General features: G+C 72.0%; 20 protein-coding genes. 8 read left to right on the forward strand and 12 right to left on the reverse strand.

Going from position 1 to position 20,775, the window contains the following annotated elements:
- Nucleotides 1–17: 17 nt before the first annotated feature.
- Together AB0K82_RS18445 and AB0K82_RS18450 are read right to left on the reverse strand one after the other, a co-directional pair.
- Nucleotides 18–1,622, reverse strand: coding sequence for a helix-hairpin-helix domain-containing protein (locus AB0K82_RS18445; protein WP_364398291.1), 1,605 nt, complete (start codon nt 1,620–1,622; stop codon nt 18–20).
- Between the two features lie 167 nt (nt 1,623–1,789).
- Nucleotides 1,790–2,728, reverse strand: coding sequence for an aldo/keto reductase (locus AB0K82_RS18450; RefSeq protein ID WP_364398292.1), 939 nt, complete (start codon nt 2,726–2,728; stop codon nt 1,790–1,792).
- 274 nt (nt 2,729–3,002) lie between these two features.
- Here AB0K82_RS18450 and AB0K82_RS18455 point away from each other — a divergent pair, with 274 nt between their 5' ends.
- Nucleotides 3,003–3,821, forward strand: coding sequence for an undecaprenyl-diphosphate phosphatase (locus AB0K82_RS18455; RefSeq protein WP_364398294.1), 819 nt, complete (start codon nt 3,003–3,005; stop codon nt 3,819–3,821).
- A 100-nt stretch (nt 3,822–3,921) separates the two neighbouring features.
- Here the strand turns inward: AB0K82_RS18455 and corA are convergent, their stop codons facing one another.
- Complete coding sequence (corA, locus tag AB0K82_RS18460; protein ID WP_364398296.1) at nt 3,922–4,893, reverse strand: magnesium/cobalt transporter CorA; 972 nt, start codon at nt 4,891–4,893, stop codon at nt 3,922–3,924.
- Nucleotides 4,894–4,996: 103 nt separating this feature from the next.
- Between corA and AB0K82_RS18465 the strand changes: the two genes are divergently transcribed.
- Genes AB0K82_RS18465 through AB0K82_RS18475 form a run of 3 tightly spaced genes read left to right on the forward strand, consistent with a single transcriptional unit; the run spans nt 4,997 to nt 7,012 of the window.
- Nucleotides 4,997–5,659 (forward strand): histidine phosphatase family protein, encoded by a 663-nt coding sequence (locus AB0K82_RS18465; RefSeq protein ID WP_364398298.1) that lies wholly within the window; start codon nt 4,997–4,999, stop codon nt 5,657–5,659.
- A 9-nt stretch (nt 5,660–5,668) separates the two neighbouring features.
- A complete protein-coding gene (locus AB0K82_RS18470; RefSeq protein WP_364398300.1) occupies nt 5,669–6,220 on the forward strand; it encodes a DUF3090 domain-containing protein in 552 nt (183 codons plus the stop codon).
- 27 nt (nt 6,221–6,247) lie between these two features.
- Complete coding sequence (locus AB0K82_RS18475; protein WP_364398302.1) at nt 6,248–7,012, forward strand: SCO1664 family protein; 765 nt, start codon at nt 6,248–6,250, stop codon at nt 7,010–7,012.
- A 130-nt stretch (nt 7,013–7,142) separates the two neighbouring features.
- Here the strand turns inward: AB0K82_RS18475 and AB0K82_RS18480 are convergent, their stop codons facing one another.
- Nucleotides 7,143–8,117, reverse strand: coding sequence for an alpha/beta hydrolase-fold protein (locus AB0K82_RS18480; RefSeq protein WP_364398303.1), 975 nt, complete (start codon nt 8,115–8,117; stop codon nt 7,143–7,145).
- A gap of 103 nt (nt 8,118–8,220) precedes the next feature.
- Nucleotides 8,221–9,834 (reverse strand): IS200/IS605 family accessory protein TnpB-related protein, encoded by a 1,614-nt coding sequence (locus AB0K82_RS18485; RefSeq protein ID WP_364398305.1) that lies wholly within the window; start codon nt 9,832–9,834, stop codon nt 8,221–8,223.
- Between the two features lie 422 nt (nt 9,835–10,256).
- On the opposite strand from AB0K82_RS18485, the gene mshC reads away from it, so the two are divergent.
- A complete protein-coding gene (gene mshC / locus AB0K82_RS18490) occupies nt 10,257–11,519 on the forward strand; it encodes a cysteine--1-D-myo-inosityl 2-amino-2-deoxy-alpha-D-glucopyranoside ligase (protein ID WP_364398370.1) in 1,263 nt (420 codons plus the stop codon).
- 45 nt (nt 11,520–11,564) lie between these two features.
- Here mshC and AB0K82_RS18495 read toward each other — a convergent pair whose 3' ends face one another.
- Together AB0K82_RS18495 and AB0K82_RS18500 are read right to left on the reverse strand one after the other, a co-directional pair.
- Nucleotides 11,565–12,413, reverse strand: a complete 849-nt coding sequence (locus AB0K82_RS18495) for a PAC2 family protein (protein WP_364398307.1) — start codon at nt 12,411–12,413, stop codon at nt 11,565–11,567.
- 100 nt (nt 12,414–12,513) lie between these two features.
- Nucleotides 12,514–12,972, reverse strand: a complete 459-nt coding sequence (locus AB0K82_RS18500) for a universal stress protein (protein WP_345346810.1) — start codon at nt 12,970–12,972, stop codon at nt 12,514–12,516.
- A 195-nt stretch (nt 12,973–13,167) separates the two neighbouring features.
- On the opposite strand from AB0K82_RS18500, the gene metH reads away from it, so the two are divergent.
- On the forward strand, nt 13,168–16,641 hold the full coding sequence (gene metH / locus AB0K82_RS18505) for a methionine synthase (protein ID WP_364398309.1): 3,474 nt from the start codon (nt 13,168–13,170) through the stop codon (nt 16,639–16,641).
- A 72-nt stretch (nt 16,642–16,713) separates the two neighbouring features.
- Here the strand turns inward: metH and AB0K82_RS18510 are convergent, their stop codons facing one another.
- From AB0K82_RS18510 to AB0K82_RS18530, 5 genes are all read right to left on the reverse strand, one after another.
- The gene (locus AB0K82_RS18510) at nt 16,714–17,211 is read right to left on the reverse strand and encodes a S26 family signal peptidase (RefSeq protein WP_364398311.1); all 498 of its coding nucleotides are present in this window, start codon (nt 17,209–17,211) and stop codon (nt 16,714–16,716) included.
- A gap of 37 nt (nt 17,212–17,248) precedes the next feature.
- Entirely contained in the window at nt 17,249–17,956 is a 708-nt protein-coding gene (locus tag AB0K82_RS18515) for a hypothetical protein (RefSeq protein WP_364398313.1), read from the reverse strand.
- 40 nt (nt 17,957–17,996) lie between these two features.
- The gene (locus tag AB0K82_RS18520; RefSeq protein ID WP_364398315.1) at nt 17,997–18,500 is read right to left on the reverse strand and encodes a TlpA disulfide reductase family protein; all 504 of its coding nucleotides are present in this window, start codon (nt 18,498–18,500) and stop codon (nt 17,997–17,999) included.
- Complete coding sequence (locus tag AB0K82_RS18525) at nt 18,500–18,997, reverse strand: MauE/DoxX family redox-associated membrane protein (RefSeq protein WP_364398371.1); 498 nt, start codon at nt 18,995–18,997, stop codon at nt 18,500–18,502. Before AB0K82_RS18525 ends, AB0K82_RS18520 begins: the two co-directional genes overlap by 1 nt.
- A 70-nt stretch (nt 18,998–19,067) precedes the next feature.
- Nucleotides 19,068–19,235 (reverse strand): hypothetical protein, encoded by a 168-nt coding sequence (locus tag AB0K82_RS18530; RefSeq protein ID WP_364398317.1) that lies wholly within the window; start codon nt 19,233–19,235, stop codon nt 19,068–19,070.
- Between the two features lie 175 nt (nt 19,236–19,410).
- Here AB0K82_RS18530 and AB0K82_RS18535 point away from each other — a divergent pair, with 175 nt between their 5' ends.
- The gene (locus tag AB0K82_RS18535; protein WP_364398319.1) at nt 19,411–20,067 is read left to right on the forward strand and encodes an HAD family phosphatase; all 657 of its coding nucleotides are present in this window, start codon (nt 19,411–19,413) and stop codon (nt 20,065–20,067) included.
- A 170-nt stretch (nt 20,068–20,237) separates the two neighbouring features.
- Nucleotides 20,238–20,666, forward strand: a complete 429-nt coding sequence (locus AB0K82_RS18540; protein WP_364398321.1) for a hypothetical protein — start codon at nt 20,238–20,240, stop codon at nt 20,664–20,666.
- Nucleotides 20,667–20,775: the final 109 nt, after the last annotated feature.

Here is a 20,775-nt window from a genome sequence, read left to right on the forward strand (position 1 = left end):
CGGCGGAAACGACAGACTTACAGGTCCGCCAGGTTCGCGCGCAGCAACGCGGCGAGGCGGGTCCGGCGGGGTGGTTCGGCGCGGTCGCGGACCGCGCGGGCCAGCTCCGCGCCGGCGGCGTGCACGACCGACAGGTGCCGCCGTGCCCGGCTGAAGGCGCCCACCGCGAGCGGCCGGGACAGCGCCCCGCCCGCCTCACCGGGCAGGACGGCGACGACGGCGGGCCAGCGCGTGCCCTGGGCCCGGCGGACGGTCACCGCCCAGCCGTGCCGCACCGCGGAGTCCGGCACCGTCGCCTCACCGGCCGGGAACGCGACGACCAGGGTGCCCTGGTCCGGACGGACGGCGGTGACCGTGCCGAACTCGCCGGCGGCGGCCACCGGCAGGTCGGCGACGGCGACGACCCGGTCCCCGGCGTCGTACGGACCCGCGCCCGGGTTGAGCCGCTCCTTCAGCGCGCGGTTGAGCGCGATCGCGCCGGCCTCCCCGCGCCGTACGGGCGTAACGACGAGGATCTCCTCGCCGGGGATGCCGAGGGCGCGCGGGATCGAGTCCGTGACGAGCTGCACCGCGCGGTGGGCCGCCTCACGGGCCTCCGCGGCCGGGACGATGACGACCTCGCGGTCGGGCGACTCCACCGGGGCGAGGGTGCCCTGGCGTGCCGCCGCGGTCAGCCGGCCGATGACGTCACGAGGCGTCGCGGGCAGCTCGGTCACCGGGACCGTCCCGGACGCGATGACGTCGGCGAGGATGCGGCCCGCGCCGGACGGGGACGGCGCCGCCGGGTCGCCGGCCAGCACCAGGTGCGTCCCGTCCATGCACGCCTCGACGAGCGCGGCCGCGCGTTCGACGTCGAGGGTCTCCGCCTCGGCCACCACCACCAGGTCGGCCTCGAGCGGGCGGTCCTCACCGCGGGAGTAGCCCCCGGGTCCCGGCTCGAGCAGCAGGTGCAGGGCGCGGGCGCCGCCCAGCGCCCGCGCGGACCGGTCGGTCGGCGCGGTGACGATCACGCCGGGGACGTCGCGCAGCCGACCGAGGACCTCCTCGACGGCCTCCGGCGCGCCCGCGAGCACGCTGACGCCGCTCTCGCACACCGCTTCCGGAACGCGCTCGACCGCGGCCAGGGGATCGGCGGTGGCGGTCAGCCGGGCGAGGCCCTCGGCGACCGTCTCCTCCGCGAGGGTGAGCCGGGCGAGGCCGAGCAGTTCGGTCTCGGACTCCTCGTCCATCACCGCGGCGATCTGCCCGGCGGCGATGGAGGCGCGCAGCACCTCGACCGCGTCACCCGGGTCCAGGGCCTCGAGCGCGGACAGGATCGCCTTGGCGGACGTCACGGTGTGGCCGTCGCCCGCCGCCCGCAGCAGCAGGTGCGCCGCCAGCGCCGCCGCGCGCCGCGGATCGTGCGGTCCGGCCTCCGCGCCGAGCAGCCTGCGGGCGAAGAAGTCGGCCTGCTCGGGCCGTACGCCGGGGATCTCCAGCAGACGCCACGGGTCGTCGCGCAGGATCTTGGCGGCGGACTCGCCGAGACGGATCAGCGCCTCGGGCGCCAGCCGGGCCGGTACGTCGCTGGCCGCGAACAGCTCGGTCACATCGGAGAGCGGGCCGGAGAAGGTCTCAGTCATCGCCCGCTCACTCTAGGGCCTATCTCAAAGCCCCGCTGTCCTACCGCGCGGTGTCCAGGCGGCGCCTCGCCGCGTTGCCGCCGGTCGGCGGCCGAACCCAGGCCGCCTCCCTCCTCCGCCTCGCGCGGCACGGGGCCGAATCCCCGGCCTTCGGGCCGGGGAGCGCGTCAATCGGATGAGACGTCGTCGAGCGCGTCGCGGATCTCGGCGGGCAGCGTGACCTCCTCCGCCTTGAGGATCGCGGTGAGCTGGCCCGCCGTACGCGCCCCGACGATGGGAGCCGTGATGCCGGGCCGGTCGCGCACCCAGCTGAGCGCGACGGCCAGCGGCGAGACGCCGAGCCCCTCGGCGGCGGTCGACACCGACTCGACGATCTGGGCGCCGCGCTCGCTCAGGTAGGGCTGCACGAACTCCGCGTAGTGCGGCGTCGCCGCGCGAGAGTCGGCGGGGATGCCGGTGCGGTACTTGCCGGTCAGCACCCCGCGCCCGAGCGGGGAGCACGGGAGCACGCCGACGCCGAGTTCCGCGGACGCCGGCAGCACGTCGTCCTCGATGTCCCGGCGCAGCAGGGAGTACTCCACCTGCGTGGAGACGATCGGGGTACGCCCCGGCCACGCCTTCTGCCACGTCGCGGCGCGGGCGAGCTCCCACGCGGCGAAGTGCGACACGCCGGTGTAGCGCGCCCGGCCGGAGGCGACCGCGTCGTCGAGGGCGGACAGCGTCTCCTCCAGGGGCGTCCGGGCGTCGTAGGCGTGCAGCTGCCAGAGGTCCACGTGGTCCGTGCCCAGCCGCTCGAGCGAGGCGTCGAGGGCGCGCAGCAGGTGCCGCCGGGAGGCGTCGCGGGTACCGTCGGCGGTCAGCACGGCCTTCGTGGCGATGACCAGGTCGTCACGCGCGACGACCTGGCCGACGAGGGCGCCCAGGACCCGCTCGCTCTCCCCGCCGCAGTAGACGTCCGCGGTGTCGACCAGGGTGCCGCCCGCCTCGACGAAGGCGGTGAGCTGGGCGGCGGCGTCCTCGACCTCGGTGTCCCCGCCCCAGGTCATCGTTCCGAGGCCGAGACGGGAAACGGCCAGGCCGCTTCGGCCCAGGTGACGCTGTTCCATGCCTGCGGAGCGTATCGGCAGTCGGCGGACCCGGCATACGCCCGCCCAGTGGCCCGGGACACACGCCGGCCGTGGGCCGCAGGCGCGTCGACCGCCGGCCGGATCCCGACGACGACGGGCCGGTGCGCTGGGCGGACCGCGGCGGGGACGCTCGCCGACCGCCGGTCGGGACACGCCCCGCCCGTGGGTCGGGCCGGGTCCGCGCGGCACTAGGCTGCCATCGTCATCAGCGACTCCCCGCGCGGCGGCGGGTGAACAAGGAGACTCCGGACCCGTGAACTTCGTGCAAGCGACCGTGCTGGGCATCGTGCAGGGCCTCACCGAGTTCCTGCCGATCTCCAGCTCCGCACACCTTCTGATCGTGCCGCGGCTGCTCGGCTGGAAGGACCCCGGCGCGGCGTTCACGGCGGTCATCCAGCTCGGCACGATGCTCGCGGTCCTGCTGTACTTCTGGCGGGACATCGTCCGCATCATCACCACGTGGTTCCGCAGCCTCACCAACAAGGAGCTGCGCGGTCACCTCGACGCGCGGATGGGATGGTACGTCGGGCTCGGCACGATCCCGGTCTCGGTCATCGGGCTGGCGTTCAACCACTTGATCGAGGGACCCGCCCGGAACCTCTGGATCAACGCGGCCTCGCTCATCGTCATGGGCCTGGTCTTGATGGTCGCCGAATGGGCGGGCCGGCAGAAGCTCGAGGTCGGCGACCTCAACATGCGGGACGGCCTCATCATCGGCGGCTTCCAGTGCCTGGCGCTGATCCCCGGCTCCTCGCGGTCCGGCTCCACGATCACCGGTGGCCTCTTCCTCGGGTACACGCGGGAGGCGGCGGCGCGCTACTCCTTCCTGCTGTCCATCCCGGCGGTGGTCCTGTCCGGCCTGTTCGAGCTGCGCAAGGTGAGCGAGGGCGGGCTGCCGATCGCCGGGACCGCGGTCGCGACCGTGGTGTCCTTCGTCGTCGGGTACGCCTCGATCGCGTGGCTGCTGAAGTTCCTCGTCCGGCACTCGACGCTGCTGTTCACCTACTACCGAGTGGCGCTCGGCGGCGTCCTGATCGGTCTGCTGGCCGCCGGAGCGATCACCGCGACCTGAACCGCGGCCCGCGCGTCGCCCCGAACCGCCGCTCGTACCCGCCGCCCGCGCGTCGTCCCGAACCGCCCCGGCCGCGACCTCTGCCGCGGCCGGGGTCACGTCACAGCCAGCCGCTCTTGCGGAACCAGCGGTACAGGCCCAGGCAGATCCCGAGGATCAGCAGGAGCGCCGCGGGATAGCCCCACCACTGCTTCAGCTCCGGCATGTGCGTGAAGTTCATCCCGTACACGCCCGTCACCATGGTGGGCACCGCCAGGATCGCCGCCCAGGCGGAGATCTTGCGCATGTCCTCGTTCTGCTGCATGCCGACCTGGGCCAGGTGCGCGTTGAGCACGTTCGTCAGCAGTTCGCTGTGGGAGTCGACGCGCTCGTCCACGCGCAGCAGGTGGTCGAGGACGTCGCGGAAGTACTCCAGCGTGCCGGGCGCGACCTCGACCCGGCCCTTGACGATGTCCTGCAGGACCGGGATCAGCGGGTCCTCGGCGCCGCGGAACTCCAGCACCTCCCGCTTGAGGTCGTAGATGTCCTCGGTCACCATGCTGCGCCCGGGCGAGAAGACCGCGCGCTCCAGCTCGATGATGTCGGTCTCGACCTCGTGCGCGATCGCCTCGTACCGGTCGACGACCTCGTCGAGGACCGTGTAGAGGACGGCGCTCGGCCCGTGGCCCATCAGGCGGTGGTCGCCCTCGAGCCGCCGGCGCACCTCCTTGAGCGGGCTGCCCTGGCCGTGCCGGACGGTGATGACGAAGTCGGCGCCGACGAACAGCATGATCTCGCCGACCTCGATGTCGGACGTCTCGTCGATGTAGCGCAGCGTCTTCACGACGACGAAGAGGGTGTCTCCGTAGCGTTCGAGCTTGGGACGCTGATGGGCCTTGACCGCGTCCTCGATCGCCAGCGGGTGCAGGCAGAGCTCGTCGGCGACCAGGTCGAACTCCTCCCGGGTCGGCTCATGCAGTCCGATCCACATGAACGCGTCGCCGTCCTCACGGGCGACGTCGAGCGCGTCGCTGAGGTCGCCGTCGACGGTCTCCCGCTCGCCTTTACGGTAGATGGCGCAATCCACGATCATGACGGGACATTGTTCCGCATCGCCGGTTAACAAAACGTCCAACAGTGCTTACCCACAGGTGCGCGAGGCAAGCGCCACCCCCGAGTGCCACTAGAGTTCACGGGTGGCCACACTTCTGCTGGTACGCCATGGGCTGACCGAGATGACCGGACCGGTGCTCGCGGGGTGGACTCCCGGCGTGCACCTGGACGAACGCGGCCGGAAGCAGGTCGCCGAACTCGCCGCGCGGCTGGCGCCCGTTCCCCTCGACGCGATCGTCTCCAGTCCGCTGGACCGCTGCCAGGAGACCGCGGAGGCGATCCTGACCGGTCGGGACGACCTCGGCGTCCAGACCGACGACCGGCTCGGCGAGGTCAAGTACGGCGAGTGGACCGGCCGCCCGCTCGAGGAACTGGCCAAGGAGGACCTCTGGAAGGTCGTCCAGGCGCATCCGAGCGCCGCCCGCTTCCCGGGCGGGGAGTCCCTCGCGGAGGCGCAGCACCGGGCCGTGTCCGCGATCCGCGAGTGGAACGACCGGCTCGGGCCGGAGGCGACCTACGTCGTCTGCAGCCACGGCGACATCATCAAGGCGATCGTGGCCGACGCCGTCGGACTGCACCTGGACCAGTTCCAGCGCATCCAGGCCGACCCGGCCGCGCTCACCGTGATCCGCTACACCGAACTGCGTCCCTTCCTCGTACGCCTGAACGACGTCGGCGGCCGGGTCGACGATCTTCTTGCGAAGTCGGGGCGGGACAGTGACGCGGCGGTCGGCGGCGGAGCGTAGGGTCATCTCATGCCGGTCATCGCATACGACATGCCCGACAGGTTCGTCGCTGGCACCGTCGGCCAGCCGGGCGAGCGCGCCTTCTTCCTCCAGGCACGGGCCGGCCGCCGCGTCACCAGTGTGGGCCTGGAGAAGTTCCAGGTGACGCTCCTGGCCGAACGCCTCGAGGAGCTGCTGGACGAAGTGCTGCGCCAGGGCGGTGCCGCCGCGGTGGTCCCCGCCGTCGCGCCCGTCGAGCTGCAGGACGACGAGCCCCTCGAGCAGCCCGTCGAAGAGGAGTTCCGGGTCGGCACCATGGCCCTCGCCTGGGACCCCGAGGACGAGCGCATCGTCATCGAGGCCCAGGAGATGACCGAAAGCGAGGAGGACGAGGCCGACATCGGCAGCGAGAACCCCGCGGTCGCCGTGCTCCGGGTGCGGATCACCGCGGCCCAGGCGCGGGCGTTCGCGCAGCGGGCCTTGAAGATCGTCGCCGCGGGTCGCCCGCCGTGCCCGCTCTGCGGCCTTCCCCTCGACGCCCAGGGTCACGTGTGTCCTCGCCAGAACGGCCATCTTGGCTGAGACCCCGATCCCCTGGACACTAAGCACATGAGTCAGCCCTCCAGGTACGGCATCGGCGGGGACGGCGCACTGAGCCCCGCCGACACCGAGGCCGCCCTCCGCCTCCTCCAGCACGGCGACATGACCGTCGAAGGGCGACTCGTCGCGGCCAGCAACGCGACGCTGTACTGCTCGATCGCGCACGATGACCTGCGCGCCAACTGCGTCTACAAACCCGTCTCCGGGGAGCGCCCGCTGTGGGACTTCCCCGACGGCACCCTGGCGGGACGCGAGGTGGCCGCCTACCTCGTCTCGGAGGAGATGGGCTGGCACGTCGTGCCTCCGACGGTGCACCGCGACGGGCCGTTCGGGCCCGGCATGGTGCAGCTGTGGATCGACCACGACTCCGAGGTCGACCTGGTGGAGCTGTCCCGCGGTGACGACCCGGGCGTGCGCCGCATGGCCGTCTTCGACGCCGTCGTCAACAACGCCGACCGGAAGATCGGTCACCTGCTGCCCACCAGGAGCGGTCACGTGTACGGCTGCGACCACGGGGTCTGCTTCTCATCCGAGTACAAGCTCCGTACGGTGCTGTGGCAGTGGCGAGGGAAGTCGCTCACCTCCGAGGCGGTCGACGCGCTGCAGCGACTGCGCCGCGCCTTCACCCGCGACGGCTTCGCCCGGCGGCTGTCCGGGCTGCTGACCGCCGAGGAGGTCGAGGCGGTGCACGGCCGGATCGAGCTCATGCTCAAGCACCGGATCCACCCGTACCCGCCGGAGGATTGGCCCGCCATCCCCTGGCCGCCGCTGTAGCGCCCGGCCGCGGGCACCACTCCGACGCCGTTCTCGCGCCGCGTCGTTCTCGCGCCGCGTCGTTCTCGCGCCGCGTCGTTCTCGCGCCGCGCCGTGCGCGCTCGCCAGGGGAACCGCCGCGGACGGGACCCTACTGCGGCGAACCGCTGGGGCCGGGCGCCGTGTTCACCGGCCCGGGCGCGCCGGCCTTGGTCCATCCCTGCGCGAGGAAGCCGAACGCGTCGGGCAGGACGCTGCGCACGTAGTCCCAGTCGTGGCCGCCGGGGCGTTCTTCGTAGACGGCCCGCACGCCGGCCGCGTCGAGCAGCTTCTTGAACCGCTCCGGCTCGCCCTTGATGACGTCGTTGTCCTCGTCCTCGGCGGCCGACAGGAAGATCCGCACGCGCCGCGCGGCGGGGATGTTCTGGTCCGGCCGGTTGGCGGTGATGGCGGCGGCCTGGTCGCCGAACATGTGCGACGGGTCGTCGACGTGGAAGTAACCGGAGATGGACGTCACCGCGCCGAACACGTCGGGGTGGCGCAGCGCGAGGTTCATCGAGCCGTACCCGCCCATGGAGAAGCCGCCGATCGCACGGTGCGCGGCGTCACGCCGGTGCCGGCCCTCGACGGCGGGGATGACCTCATCGAGCAGCCGGTCCTCGATCCGGTCGGATCCGTCCACGGCGTTCGCCCACTCGGTGTCGTCGTGGTGGCTGCCGTTGCCGTCCGGCACCGCCAGTTCGAACGGCGTGCCGCCCTTGGCGACGTACGCCGCGACCTGCTTGGCGAGCCCTTCGTCGTCGATGAGCGTCTTCGGGTCGCTCGGCACGCCGTGCAGGAAGTACAGCACCGGCAGCATCCGCGTCTCCGGCACGTCGGGACGCCACACGTAGACCCCGTACGCCTTGTGGTCGACCGGGTCGGTGACCGTGAGCCGGGTGAGCCCCGGCCGCGCCGGGGAGGGGGTGTCGACGTCCCGCGGCCGGCGCGTGGCGGCCGAGCCGTGGTACAGGCCGACGTCCACGGTGAGGTACGCGATCCCGAGCGCCGCGGCGAGCGTCGCCGCCCACACGGAAAGGCCCGCCAGCGGCGGGCGACGAGGCTTCTTCCTGCGGTGTTTCGACACGGTGCGGGTTCAGGCTAGGGGAGGGGGACAAGCGTGACCAGACTTCCACATCGCTGGCGGACCAGCAGTTATTCCACACGACATGGCGCACTCTTTACCGTTCCTATGGACTGAGCACGGGATGGGCGTGCTCAGCCGGACGCTCCGAACGGTGTTGGGCATCCTGGTTCCCCGCGTTCGCTCCGTGTCCGGGCGGCGCGGATCGTGTCCGTGGTCCGGGACTGCGGGGGCGGGGTTCCTTACGCGCTGGGGTCACCGGTGCGGCCTGGACGGTCCGATGCCCCGCGCGATCGCTCCGGTCGTGCGGGGGCGGTGCCGTCCGTCGCCGGATCGGGTGCCCCAGGGCGCGTCGTCCGATCGCCACGGCCGCCGCCTCATGGCGACTGACGCGGCGACGGGTGGTCGTGAGGGGGCGCTGCCAGTGCTGGACCCCCCATTTCGAGGTATAGGCCGGGTCGACGGCGACGATTGTGACGCCGAGCTCGGCCGCCATGCCCACCAGCCTGCCGCGCAGCCTGCTGACGGGCACGCCGGAGATCAGCTTGCGGAATCGTTTACGGCGCCCGTGCTTCTCGCGGGTCGTCTCCGCCTGAAAGTCCAGGTTCTCGATCGCGATTGCCAGATTGCGCCGCTGTGCCCAGCGCAGGAGGCGGATGAGGGCGTGCCGGATCTGGGCGTCACGGTGGGCGGCGGTGCCGGACAGGTCGTAGTCGAAGCGGCGCGGGTTGCCGACGGGGTTGCCGTGGTGATCGAGTCGCCAGGCGGCCAGGTGGTCGGCGTTGGTGTCTACACCGATCAGGCCCCCGGCGCGGACGCTTGCGAGTGGGACGGTCTTGACCGGTGAGAGCGTCCAGGAAGCGGTCACATACCAGTGGCCGCGCTGGACGTCTTCGTGAATGCGGTAGGCCACGGCCCGATTGGTGCTGATGCGGTCGCGCCATCGATCGCCCCGGTGCGTGAACGACAACTTCGCAGTGAGGACGTACCGGCCGTGCCCGGTGTTGGCCAGATACGCCAGGCGTGCCGGGAGTTTGATACTGACCTCACCTTCGGATGTGATGCGGATGGTCTCGTTGCCGTAGCGCTTGCCGGACTCGCCATCGGCCTGGAGGAACCGGCGTTCGGCCCGCCATCGGTCACGCCATTCGGCCGGGGTGAGCTCGGCGGCGTCCAGGTTGTGCCGGGTGCGCAGCAGCCGTTTACCGCCCCGCACGACACGGACCAGCCCGACCCAGTGATCGGCCTGTTCGTGTCGAAGCCGGTCCTGGAGCAAGCGCAGGCGCCGGGTCTTGGCGAACCACTCTTCGGCGTCGCGGTAACCGCCCGGCGCCTTCTTGGAGCCCTTTTCACCGACCGGCAGGGACAGGCGGTGGGTGATCGTGGCGATCCCGGCCTCGAGACTGCGGATGTGGGCGAGCTGGTTACGCCGCGCTAACGCCCACTGGTCGTGCGTGGCCTTGGTGATCGAACCGGCCCACCGCGACGACGACTCACCCGTCAACGCTCGTTTGCGGTCCGCCCACTGGCCGGTGTCGTGCTTCAGCCCGGCCGTGCACCGCACCTTCAGGTCCCGGGAAGCAAGCGAGCCGAGGTGGTCACCCACCAACTGCAGCACCATTACATCCTGCGGCGTCAGGCCCTTGAGCCGGTCACGGATCGCCACACCGGACGGCCCCGGCGCAACGAACAACGCCTCGCCGGCAAGCAGCTCAGCCACGACGGGCCACGTCCAGCGTGCTGTGAGTACGGTTCTGCACCGAACTACGGCCATGACAACAGGAACAGATCGAGATGGGCCTCTTGACCATACCCCGCGCGAGAACGCCTGCGACCTCGCCGTCACCTCCGATTATCAGACGGCGGCCACGCGCCGCGAACCGCGTGCCCGGACGAAACCAGCGGTAAGAGATGCGGGGACTGACGCCCTCCGCCCGCGCCTCCTCCGCCAGATTCACGCGGCAACCATAGCGTCACTCAGCGACATAACGGGAGGGGATCCGGTTCCACAGACTGCTGCGTCGATGAATTCCAGCAGGTCGCTACCTAACTGTGCGACGCTCGGAATCCGAGCGGTATTCGGGTTACCGTCCGGTGAACCGAACCTGCCTGATCGTGGACCCGTGGACGCCGGTTAGGCTGCTGGGTATGCGATCGTGGCCCGCCCCCAAGGTCCCCAGCCTGGCCGAACACGGCCTCCCCGCCCCCGGCGACGTCCGGCTGAGCGTCTATGACTCGTCCGCCGGCGCCGTACGCCCCACCGATCCCGGCCCGACCGCGCGGATCTACGTCTGCGGCATCACCCCCTACGACGCGACCCACCTGGGTCACGCCGCGACGTACCTGGCGTTCGACCTGGCGAACCGCGTCTGGCGCGACGCCGGCCACGACGTGCACTACGTGCAGAACGCCACCGACGTCGACGACCCGCTGCTGGAGCGCGCCGGCCAGACCGGAGAGGACTGGCGGGCGCTGGCCGAGCGGGAGATCTCGCTGTTCCGCGACGACATGACCGCCCTGCGCGTGCTTCCGCCCCGTGACTACGCCGGCGCCGTCGAGTCCATCCCGCTGATCATCGAGTTCATCGAGCTGCTCCGGGCCAAGGGCGCGACGTACGAGCTGGACGGCGACCTGTACTTCCCCATCTCCGCCGACCCGGCGTTCGGCGGGGTCAGCGGCCTGTCGCCGAAGGAGATGCTCGCGCTGTTCGCCGAGCGCGGCGGCGATCCCGGACGCAAGGGCAAGAAGGACCCCCTGGACGCGCTGCTGTGGCAGGCCGAGCGCCCCGGGGAGCCGTCGTGGGACTCCCCGTTCGGCCGGGGTCGGCCCGGCTGGCACGTCGAGTGCTCGGCGATCTCCGTGCGCACCCTCGGCATGTCCTTCGACATCGAGGGCGGCGGCTCGGACCTGGTCTTCCCGCACCACGAGATGGGCGCCTCGCACGCCGAGATCGCCACCGGCGAGCGGCCGCACGCCAAGGCGTACGTCCACGCCGGAATGGTCGGCCTGGACGGCGAGAAGATGTCCAAGTCGCGCGGCAACCTCGTCTTCGTGTCCCGCCTGCGCGCCGCGGGCACCGACCCCATGGCGATCCGGCTCGCGCTGCTGGACCACCACTACCGGTCCGACTGGGAGTGGACGGAGGACGACCTCACCCGGGCCCAGGCGCGCCTGGCCCGCTGGCGTGAGGCGGTCCTGCTGCCCGCGGGCCCGCCGGCGGGCGATCTCGTCGGCCGGATCCGCCGGCACCTGGCCGATGACCTCGACGCCCCGGCGGCGCTCCGGGCCGTCGACGAGTGGGCCGACCACGCTCTCGGCGTCACCGACGAGGACCGCGAGGCCGACGGCGCGGCGCCCGGCCTGGCCCGCGTCGCCGTCGACGCGCTGCTCGGCGTCGAGCTCTAGAGGAAAGCGAGGAGGGGAGGCGTGGAGCCTCCCCTCCTCAGCGTGTCACTGGGCGTCGCCGCGGCGGCGCAGGTAGCGCTCGAACTCCCGGGCGATCGCGTCGCCGCTCGCCTCCGGGAGCTCCGTCGCGTCCTTCTGCTCCTCCAGCGCGCGGACGTACTCCGCGACCTCGGAGTCCTGCTCGGCCAGCTCGTTGACGCCGTGCTCCCAGGCGCGCGCCTGCTCGGGCAGCTCACCCAGGGACACCGAGAGGTCGAAGATGTCCTCCACCCAGCGCAGCAGCGCCAGGGTCGCCTTCGGCGACGGCGGCTGCGCCACGTAGTGCGGCACCGCGGCCCACAGCGACACCGTCTCCAGGTCCGCCTTCGCGCAGGCGTCCTGCAGCACGCCAAGGATGCCGGTGGGTCCCTCGTACCGCGCCGGCTCCAGTTGCAGCCGCGTGGTCAGAGCCGCGTCGGAGGAGGCCGCGGTCACCGGCACGGGCCGGGTGTGGGGGGCGTCGGCCAGCAGCGCCCCGAGCAGCACGACGGTCCGGGCGTTCAGCTCGAGCATGATGCCGACCAGGTCACGGCAGAACGCCCGCCAGCGCATGTTCGGCTCGATGCCATGGATCAGTACGACGTCACGGTCGGAGCCGGGCATCTTCGCCACCGACAGGCGTGTCGTCGGCCAGCTGATGCGCCGGGTCTCCCCGTCGACCATCTCGACGGTCGGACGCGTGACCTGGAAGTCGTAGTAGTCGTCCGGGTCGAGTGCGGCCAGCGGGGTGGCGTCCCAGATGTCCTCCAGGTGCCGTACCACGCCGCTCGCCGCTTCTCCGGCGTCGTTCCACCCTTCGAAGGCGGCGATCACCACCGGGTCGACGAGCTCGGGCACGTCGTCGAGCTCGACCACGCGCTGCCTCCCAACCGACGTCCGATAAACGACATCTCCAGCCTATGTCCTGTACGCCCCCCGGCGTCCCCTGAAGATCACAGCGGACCGAACCGTCCGGTCACCGGCCATCGGTCGTGCGGACGATGAGCACGTCGCAGGGGGAGCGGTGGGACAGGTTCGCCGGCACCGAGCCGAGCAGCCGGCCCGCGAGGCTGTTCAGCCCGCGGTTGCCGACCACGACGAGGTCGGCGCGGCGGTTCTCGGCGAGTTCCACGAGGGAGTCCACGGCGTCGCCCTCGACGGCGACCTCGTCGATGTCACGGGCCCCGGCGGCGACGGCCCGGTCGCGGGCGGCGCGCAGCGCGTCGTCGGCGGGCGTGGAGCCCTCGACCTTGTAGGCGAGGTCGCCGAGACGGTCGGCGGCGTGCTGGCGCTGGCGCTCGGGCATCGGGTGGTAGGCGCAGGCGAGGACGAGCGTGGCGCCGGCGTCGGCGGCGATCCGCGCCGCGGCCTCGACCGCCCGGAACGAGGATGTGGAGCCGTCGGTGCCGACGAGGACGGTGCTGTACGAACCCACGGGTCCTCCTTGGGGGAGACCAGGCCGGACAAGGCCTGGCGGTGGACGATCAGGACCGGCATATGGTGCTGTTCAGGACAACGCGTATCGACCGTAACGGTTACGGAACGCACGCGGACGGAGATGTCGATCACGTCCGCACCCTCGAGGCGCGTACGAGCCGGGCTCCAGCGGCCGCGGATAGGCTTGGGACCCATGAGCGCGACGCCAGAGACCTTGCGCCAGGCCCTTCGTGACCAGGTCGTCGTGGCCGACGGCGGCATGGGAACGATGCTCCAGGCGGCCGGCCCGACCCTCGAGGACTTCGAGGGCCACGAGGGCTGTAACGAGATCCTCAACGTCACCCGTCCCGACATCGTGCGCCAGGTCCACACGGAGTACTTCGCCGCCGGCGTCGACTGCGTCGAGACCAACACGTTCGGCGCCAACCTCGGCAACCTCGGCGAGTACGGCATCACCGAGCGCATCGAGGAGCTGTCGGAGGCGGGAGCGCGGATCGCCTGCGAGGTCGCCGCGGAGCTGTCGACGCCCGACCGGCCGCGCTGGGTGCTCGGCTCGATGGGACCGGGCACCAAGCTGCCGACCCTGGGTCACGTGTCGTTCGCCGAGCTGCGCGACGCGTACGAGCGCAACGCCGCCGGCCTGATCGAGGGCGGCGCGCACGCGCTCATCATCGAGACCTGCCAGGACCTGCTGCAGGCGAAGGCCGCCATCATCGGCGCCAAACGGGCCATCGCCCGGGCCGGCACCGACACGGTCCTCATCGGCCAGGTCACGATCGAGCAGAACGGCGCGATGCTGCTCGGCTCGGAGATCGGCGCGGCGCTGACCGCCCTGGAGCCGCTCGAACTGGACGTCATCGGCCTCAACTGCGCGACGGGTCCCGCCGAGATGAGCGAGCACCTGCGCTACCTGGCCCGGCACGCGACGACCGCGCTGTCGTGCATGCCGAACGCCGGGCTGCCGGAGCTGACCGCCGACGGCGCCTTCTACCCGCTGACCCCGGACCAGCTCGCCGACGCGCACGACACCTTCACACGGGAGTTCGGCCTGTCGCTGGTCGGCGGCTGCTGCGGCACGACCCCGGAGCACCTGCGCCGGGTCGTGCGGAAGGTCCGCGGCCGGGAGGTCGCCGCGCGACGGCCGCGGCCGGAGGCGGGCGCCGCCTCGCTCTACCAGCACGTGCCGTTCCGGCAGGACACCTCGTACCTGGCGATCGGCGAGCGCACCAACGCCAACGGCTCGAAGGCGTTCCGCGAGGCGATGCTGGAGACCCGCTGGGACGACTGCGTGAAGATCGCCCGGGATCAGGCCCGCGACGGCGCCCACATGCTCGACCTGTGCGTCGACTACGTCGGTCGCGACGGCGTCGCCGACATGAAGGAGCTGGCCTTCCGGTTCGCCACCGCCTCCACCCTGCCGATCGTGCTGGACTCCACGGAGCCGCCGGTCATCCAGGCGGGCCTGGAGATGCTCGGCGGCCGAGCCGTGATCAACTCGGTGAACTACGAGGACGGCGACGGCCCGCGGTCCCGCACCGCCCGGCTCATGCCGGTCGTCAGGGAGCACGGCGCGGCGGTCATCGCCCTGACCATCGACGAGGAGGGCCAGGCCCGTACGGCCGAGTGGAAGGCGCGGGTGGCCACGCGGCTGATCGAGGACCTCACCACGAAGTGGGGCATGCGGCCCGAGGACATCATCATCGACTGCCTAACCTTCACGATCGGCACCGGCCAGGAGGAGTCCCGGCGCGACGCCGTGGAGACGATCGAGGCGATCCGCGAGATCAAGCGGCGGCACCCGAGAGTCCAGACCACCCTGGGCCTGTCGAACGTCTCGTTCGGGCTCAACCCGGCCGCCCGGATCGTGCTCAACTCCGTCTTCCTCAACGAGTGCGTCAACGCCGGCCTCGACTCGGCCATCGTGCACGCCTCCAAGATCTTGCCGATGGCGCGGATCCCCGACGAGCAGCGCCAGGTCGCGCTCGACCTCGTGTACGACCGGCGCCGGGACGGCTACGACCCGCTGCAGCGGTTCCTGGAGCTGTTCGAGGGCGTCGACGCCGCCGCGATGCGCGCCGACCGCGCCGCGGAACTGGCCGCCCTGCCCCTGTGGGAGCGCCTCAAGCGCCGCATCATCGACGGCGAGTCCGACGGCCTGACCGCCGACCTGGACGAGGCGCTGGCGCAGCGCCCCGCCCTGGAGATCGTCAACGAGGTGCTGCTCGACGGCATGAAGACCGTCGGCGAGCTGTTCGGCTCCGGTGAGATGCAGTTGCCGTTCGTGCTGCAGTCCGCCGAGGTGATGAAGACCGCGGTCGCCCACCTCGAACCGCACATGGAGAAGAGCGACGAGGGCGGCAAGGGCCGCATCGTGCTGGCCACCGTCAAGGGCGACGTCCACGACATCGGCAAGAACCTCGTCGACATCATCCTGTCCAACAACGGCTACGAGGTGGTCAACCTCGGCATCAAGCAGCCGATGTCGGCGATCCTCGACGCGGCCGGGGAGCACCGGGCCGACGTGATCGGCATGTCCGGTCTCCTGGTCAAGTCGACCGTGATCATGAAGGAGAACCTCGAGGAGCTCAACTCACGCGGGCTGGCGGGCCGCTGGCCCGTGCTGCTCGGCGGCGCCGCGCTGACCCGAGCGTACGTCGAGCAGGACCTCGCCGAGCTGTTCGACGGGGAGGTCCGCTACGCCCGCGACGCCTTCGAGGGACTGCGCCTGATGGACGCCTTCATGGCCGTCAAGCGCGGCGAGGCCGGCGCGGCGCTGCCGCCGCTGCGCCGCCGCCGGGTCACCGGTGGCGCGAGGCTCCAGGTGACCGAGCCCGAGGACATGCCGAAGCGCTCGGACGTGGCCACCGACAACAAGATCCCCGACCCGCCGTTCTGGGGAGACCGGGTGGTCAAGGGCGTGCCGATGGCCGACTACGCCGCCTACCTGGACGAACGGGCCACCTTCATGGGCCAGTGGGGCCTGCGCGCCGCCCGCGGCGGCGATGGCCCCTCGTACGAGGAACTCGTCGAGACCGAGGGACGGCCGCGGCTGCGGATGTGGCTGGACCGCGTCCAGACCGAGGGTCTCGTCGAGGCCGGCATCGTGTACGGCTACTTCCCCTGCGTCAGCGAGGGCGACGACGTCGTCCTGCTCCACGACGACGGCTCCGAGCGCACCCGGTTCACCTTCCCCCGGCAGCGGCGCGACCGGCACCTGTGCCTCGCCGACTTCTTCCGGCCCCGCGAGTCCGGCGAGACCGACGTGATCGGCTTCCAGCTCGTGACGGTCGGCTCGAAGATCAGCGAGACCACGCAGGAGCTGTTCGAGAAGAACTCCTACCGCGACTACCTGGAGCTGCACGGCCTGTCGGTACAGCTCGCGGAGGCGCTCGCCGAATACTGGCACACCCGCGTCCGCGCGGAGCTGGGGTTCGGCGGCGAGGACCCCGGGGATCTCGACGCGTTCTTCAAGCTCGGCTACCGGGGCGCGCGGTTCTCCCTCGGCTACGGCGCCTGCCCGGACCTGGAGGACCGCGCCAAGATCGTGGACCTCCTGCGGCCGGAGCGGATCGGCGTGACGCTGTCGGAGGAGTTCCAGCTCGTCCCCGAGCAGTCCACCGACGCCATCGTCGTGCACCACCCGGAGGCGAAGTACTTCAACACCTGACGCCGTCCGGAGACGCCGCGGGGGGCCCGCACACGGCCGCGTCGGCGATCGCGACGCCGTCCGGAGACGCCGTCACCCCGCGGAGAGCCGGCGGACCGCCACGCCGACGAACTGCTCGGCGTGGACGAACCCGTAGTCGCGGGAGTCCCAGCTCGTGGCCGCGTTGTCGCCCAGCACGACCAGGGCGCCCGGTGGCACGGTCGGGTGCGGGGCATCCCGCAGGCACGGCACCCGGTCCACCGGGACGGGGTCGCCGGCCACCGCGATCACCCGCTTGACGAACAGGAACCCATCCGGGTGCATCCGCTCGACCGGCGCCTCCGGGAGCTCGTCCTCCGGGACGAGGTCCGGTGGTGGCGCGTCCAGCGTCGGCGGCTGGATCCGGACCACCACGATCTCGCCCACGCGCACGCGCCGGGTCCGGCGGACCAGCAGCCGGTCGCCGGAGTAGAGGGTGGGCTCCATGCTGGGGCCGTCGACGGTGGCGACCAGGTAGCGCCGGCGCACCCATCCGGTCACGACGCCCGCCACCACCAGCAGGCCGACCACTGCCGCCGCGAGCGAGGTCATCCGATGTCCTCCCAGGGGTGAGAGCCCTGCCGCGGGCTCACCCGGCAGCCTCCCGGTATCCGGCCGCCTGCAGCCGGAACGACCGGGCGTAGTCGCCGCCCGCCGTCATCAGCGTCTCGCCGAGTTCGGCGACGCGCCCGCCGTCGAGAACGGCGATGAGGTCGGCGTCCCGTACGGCGCTGAGCCGGTGTGAGATCAGCAGGCTGGTACGGCCGGCCCGGTGGCGGCGCGTCTGGGCATGGACCTCGTGCTCGGCCTCCGGGTCGAGCCCTCCGACGAAGCCGATGAGGGACAGCGTGCCCCGCGCGACCCCGCAGACGGAGTCGACCAGGTACCCGGTGCTGCCGCTCGCCTCCTGCGCCAGGCGCAGCCGGTCCAGGAAGACCGGATCCTCGAATCGCCGCAGCCCGACCCGGCGTTCGGTCGCGGCGAACAACCGGTCGGTCGCCCGGACCCCGGCGACCCGCCCGGTCTGGGCCCGCAGGTGGCGGCCGATCCCGGGGAGGGCCGCGGCGGCCAGCCCGGCGGCCACCAGCGCGGCGGCGGGACCCGCGACCGGGCCCTGGGACGCCTTCAGCCGGTCGACCACCGTCTTCGTCAGCCACGCGGTCGCGATCGGCGCGGCGGACTCGGCCAGGGTGACCAGGAGGTATCCGGAGACGCCGCCGGGCGCCGACCGCCAGGTGAGCGCGGTCGCCTCGGCCGCGGCGACGGCCAGTTCCCGTAGGCGGGCATGCCGTCTCATCGCCGCGGCCCGCCCGGTCCCCGGCCCGCGTTCGAGGTCCTCATACCGGGGATTCGATGGGCAGGTCCTCCAGGCGTCCGCCCGTGGCCACCACCCGGTGCTCCCCGTCGATGAGGTACAGCGACGGCGTCCAGGTGTTCTGGAAGGCGCCGCTCACGACGCCGTCGTAGCCCTCGACGACGACGCGGGCCGCCGGCGACAGGACCGCGACCAGTTCGGGGTCGTCACCGGTGACCACCGCGAGCCGGGGGAGTCCCGTCGCGAGTCCCGCGAAACGCGGCGCCAGCTCGTGGCACGGCTCGCAGCCCGCGGAGAAGAAGCCGACCAGGCCGATGAGGTCCGCGCGGGAGACCGGCTCGTCGTCGACGGTCGTGGTGGCGAAGTCACCGACCTCCGAGCCGGGTTTCAGCACTGTCGGCGGCCCGGCGTGCCGCGGCTGCGCCGCGCCCTGCTCCCGGAGCCGGCGGATCAGGCTGAGCGTGAGGAGGAGGTTCAGCACGCACAGCAGGCCGACGAGGACGACGGCGGCGGCAAGGTAGGGCATCAGGGATTCCTCCCGAACAGGTCGACGATGTCGTCGAGAAAGACGATCAGCACCGCTCCGACGAGCCCTGTCGCCGCGGCCACCGCGACTCCGGCCGCGGGCGGCAGGCCGCCGGGGGACAGGCCGCCGAGCGCGGCGCAGGAGAACAGCACTCCGTTACGGACGAGATGGCGGGGTCCGAGCGGGGCGCTGGAGGGGCCGAAGCAGCGACAGGTCGCACGGCGTCCACGCCGTATCGCGGCCGCGATGGCCGTGGTGAAGGCGGCCAGCAGCACGGCGGCCAGACCGAAGCCGTACGACGTGGTGGGCGGCGCGACCAGCAACAGGGGCACCAGCGCCTCGAGCGCGGTCGTGACGATCGCCAGGAGCCGGGCACGACCGGGCCACGCCGGCACCAGGGAGGGAGCGGACCTGGCGAAGCCGTCGAAGTCGCGGAGCTTGGAGACGGCCGACACGGCGAAGACCAGCCCGATCAGGCAGGCGCTCGCGATCCGCATGAGTTCCACGCGCGCTCCTCACAGAACACCCGTCGCGGGCGGGGGCGTCGCGTCCCCGCCGCGAGGGACCTCACGGTGATCCGCAGGCGCCGATCACGGGGGTGTGGCACCCCTCGTCGAGGCAGCACTGACGGAGGTAGTACAAGCCGCCGGAGCAGTAGCGGTCGTTGCTGCAGCCGGCGGACACGGTGGCCTTCGGGGCCACACGAGCCAGAAAACGATCGATGAGACGCGTCATGTGCCTCCTCTCCCGGCCGTGACGGCCGTGTCCGGCAGTACGACCATGATCATCGGGCCGACCGGATTATGACGCAAGGCCTGGCCCGCAACTCCGGTAAAATGACCAACTCTTCCCAGGTGCTCCTGCTGTCGGCGGTTGTTCGGTGCCCCGTTTCCGCGCGGGATGTGAGGAGATGGTGCGCGTGCTGCAGGCGGTCCTGTTCGACATGGACGGGCTGCTGCTCGACTCCGAGCGGCTCTGGCTGGAGGCCGAGGCCGAGGTGGTGGCCTGGCTCGGCGGCTCGTGGGGGCCGGAACACCAGGAGTTCCTGGTCGGCGGCTCGCTCGATCGCACGGTCGCCTACATGCTCGACCTGACCGGCGTGCCCGCCACCCCCGAAGAGGTCGGCGGCAGGCTGCTCGACGCGATGGGCCGGCGGTTGCGGGCCGAGGTCCCGATGATGCCGGGCGCCCGCGACCTGCTCGACGAGGTCCGCGCCGCCGGGCTGCCGTCCGCCCTGGTCTCCTCCACCCACCGGGCGCTGATGGAGCACGCCCTCGACGGGATCGGGCGCGACAGCTTCACCGTGACGGTGGCCGGGGACGAGGTGAGCCGCACCAAGCCCCACCCGGAGCCGTACCTGGCGGCGACCCGCCTGCTCGACGTCGACCCGCGCCGCTGCGTCGCCCTGGAGGACTCGCTCAACGGCGCGACCAGCGGCGCCGCCGCGGGCTGCCACGTCGTCGCCGTGCCCAGCGTGGTGCCGATCGAGGAGGCCCCGCGCCGCACGGTCGTCGCCTCCCTGCGCGAGGTCGACCTGGACCGCCTGCGCGCCCTGATCCGACCCTGAGGTCATGCCCGGGGAGTACCCGGAACGGTCCCGGAGGAGGAGCGCCGAACGCGTCATGACGTGTCAGGATGGAGACGTCATGAAAAAGGCCGGAACGAACCGGCCGGCCCGGCGGCGTCCGTCCGCGTCGGGCGGGCGGCGGACCGGCCGGGTCGCTGGTGAGGTGTGCGATGAGCGATGTCCTTCTGTTCACGATCAGCCTGGCGGCGACCGTGCTGGGTCTGCTGGGCAGCTGGGCGGCCTACCGCAGGCGCGGCGCCGCGTCCGGCATGCGGGGCGCCGCCTGGTCCATGGTGCCGATGGGCGCCTACCTGACCGGCCTCACCAAGTTCCTGTCGGACCTGGTCTTCAGCCCGGTCAAGTGGGCCGGTGTCGCTCTGTTCGGTCTCGGCGCCCTGCTGTACGTCGCCTCCGGCGTCATGCTGCGGAAGGGCCCGGCCGCGGACGGCGGGTCCGGCCGGAAGAACGCACCGAAGAGCGCACCCAAGGGCGCGGCGTCAAAGGGTGAGCTGCAGAGCCGCCGGCCGACCGCCGGACCGGCCGTCGACCCGGACCTGGCGGAGATCGAACAGATCCTGAAAAACCGTGGTATCAGTTGATGACCTGCGAAGATAACGACAGGGGATAACGCTCCGCGTTCGCGGCATCGCGTTGCCGTGACGCACGTCTGCCCTTGATGACGACCGGATCACAATCGAGACACGGGTA

Origin of the sequence: Actinoallomurus sp. NPDC052274 (assembly GCF_040679475.1) — a bacterium.
Classification (GTDB): Bacteria; Actinomycetota; Actinomycetes; order Streptosporangiales; family Streptosporangiaceae; genus Actinoallomurus; species Actinoallomurus liliacearum.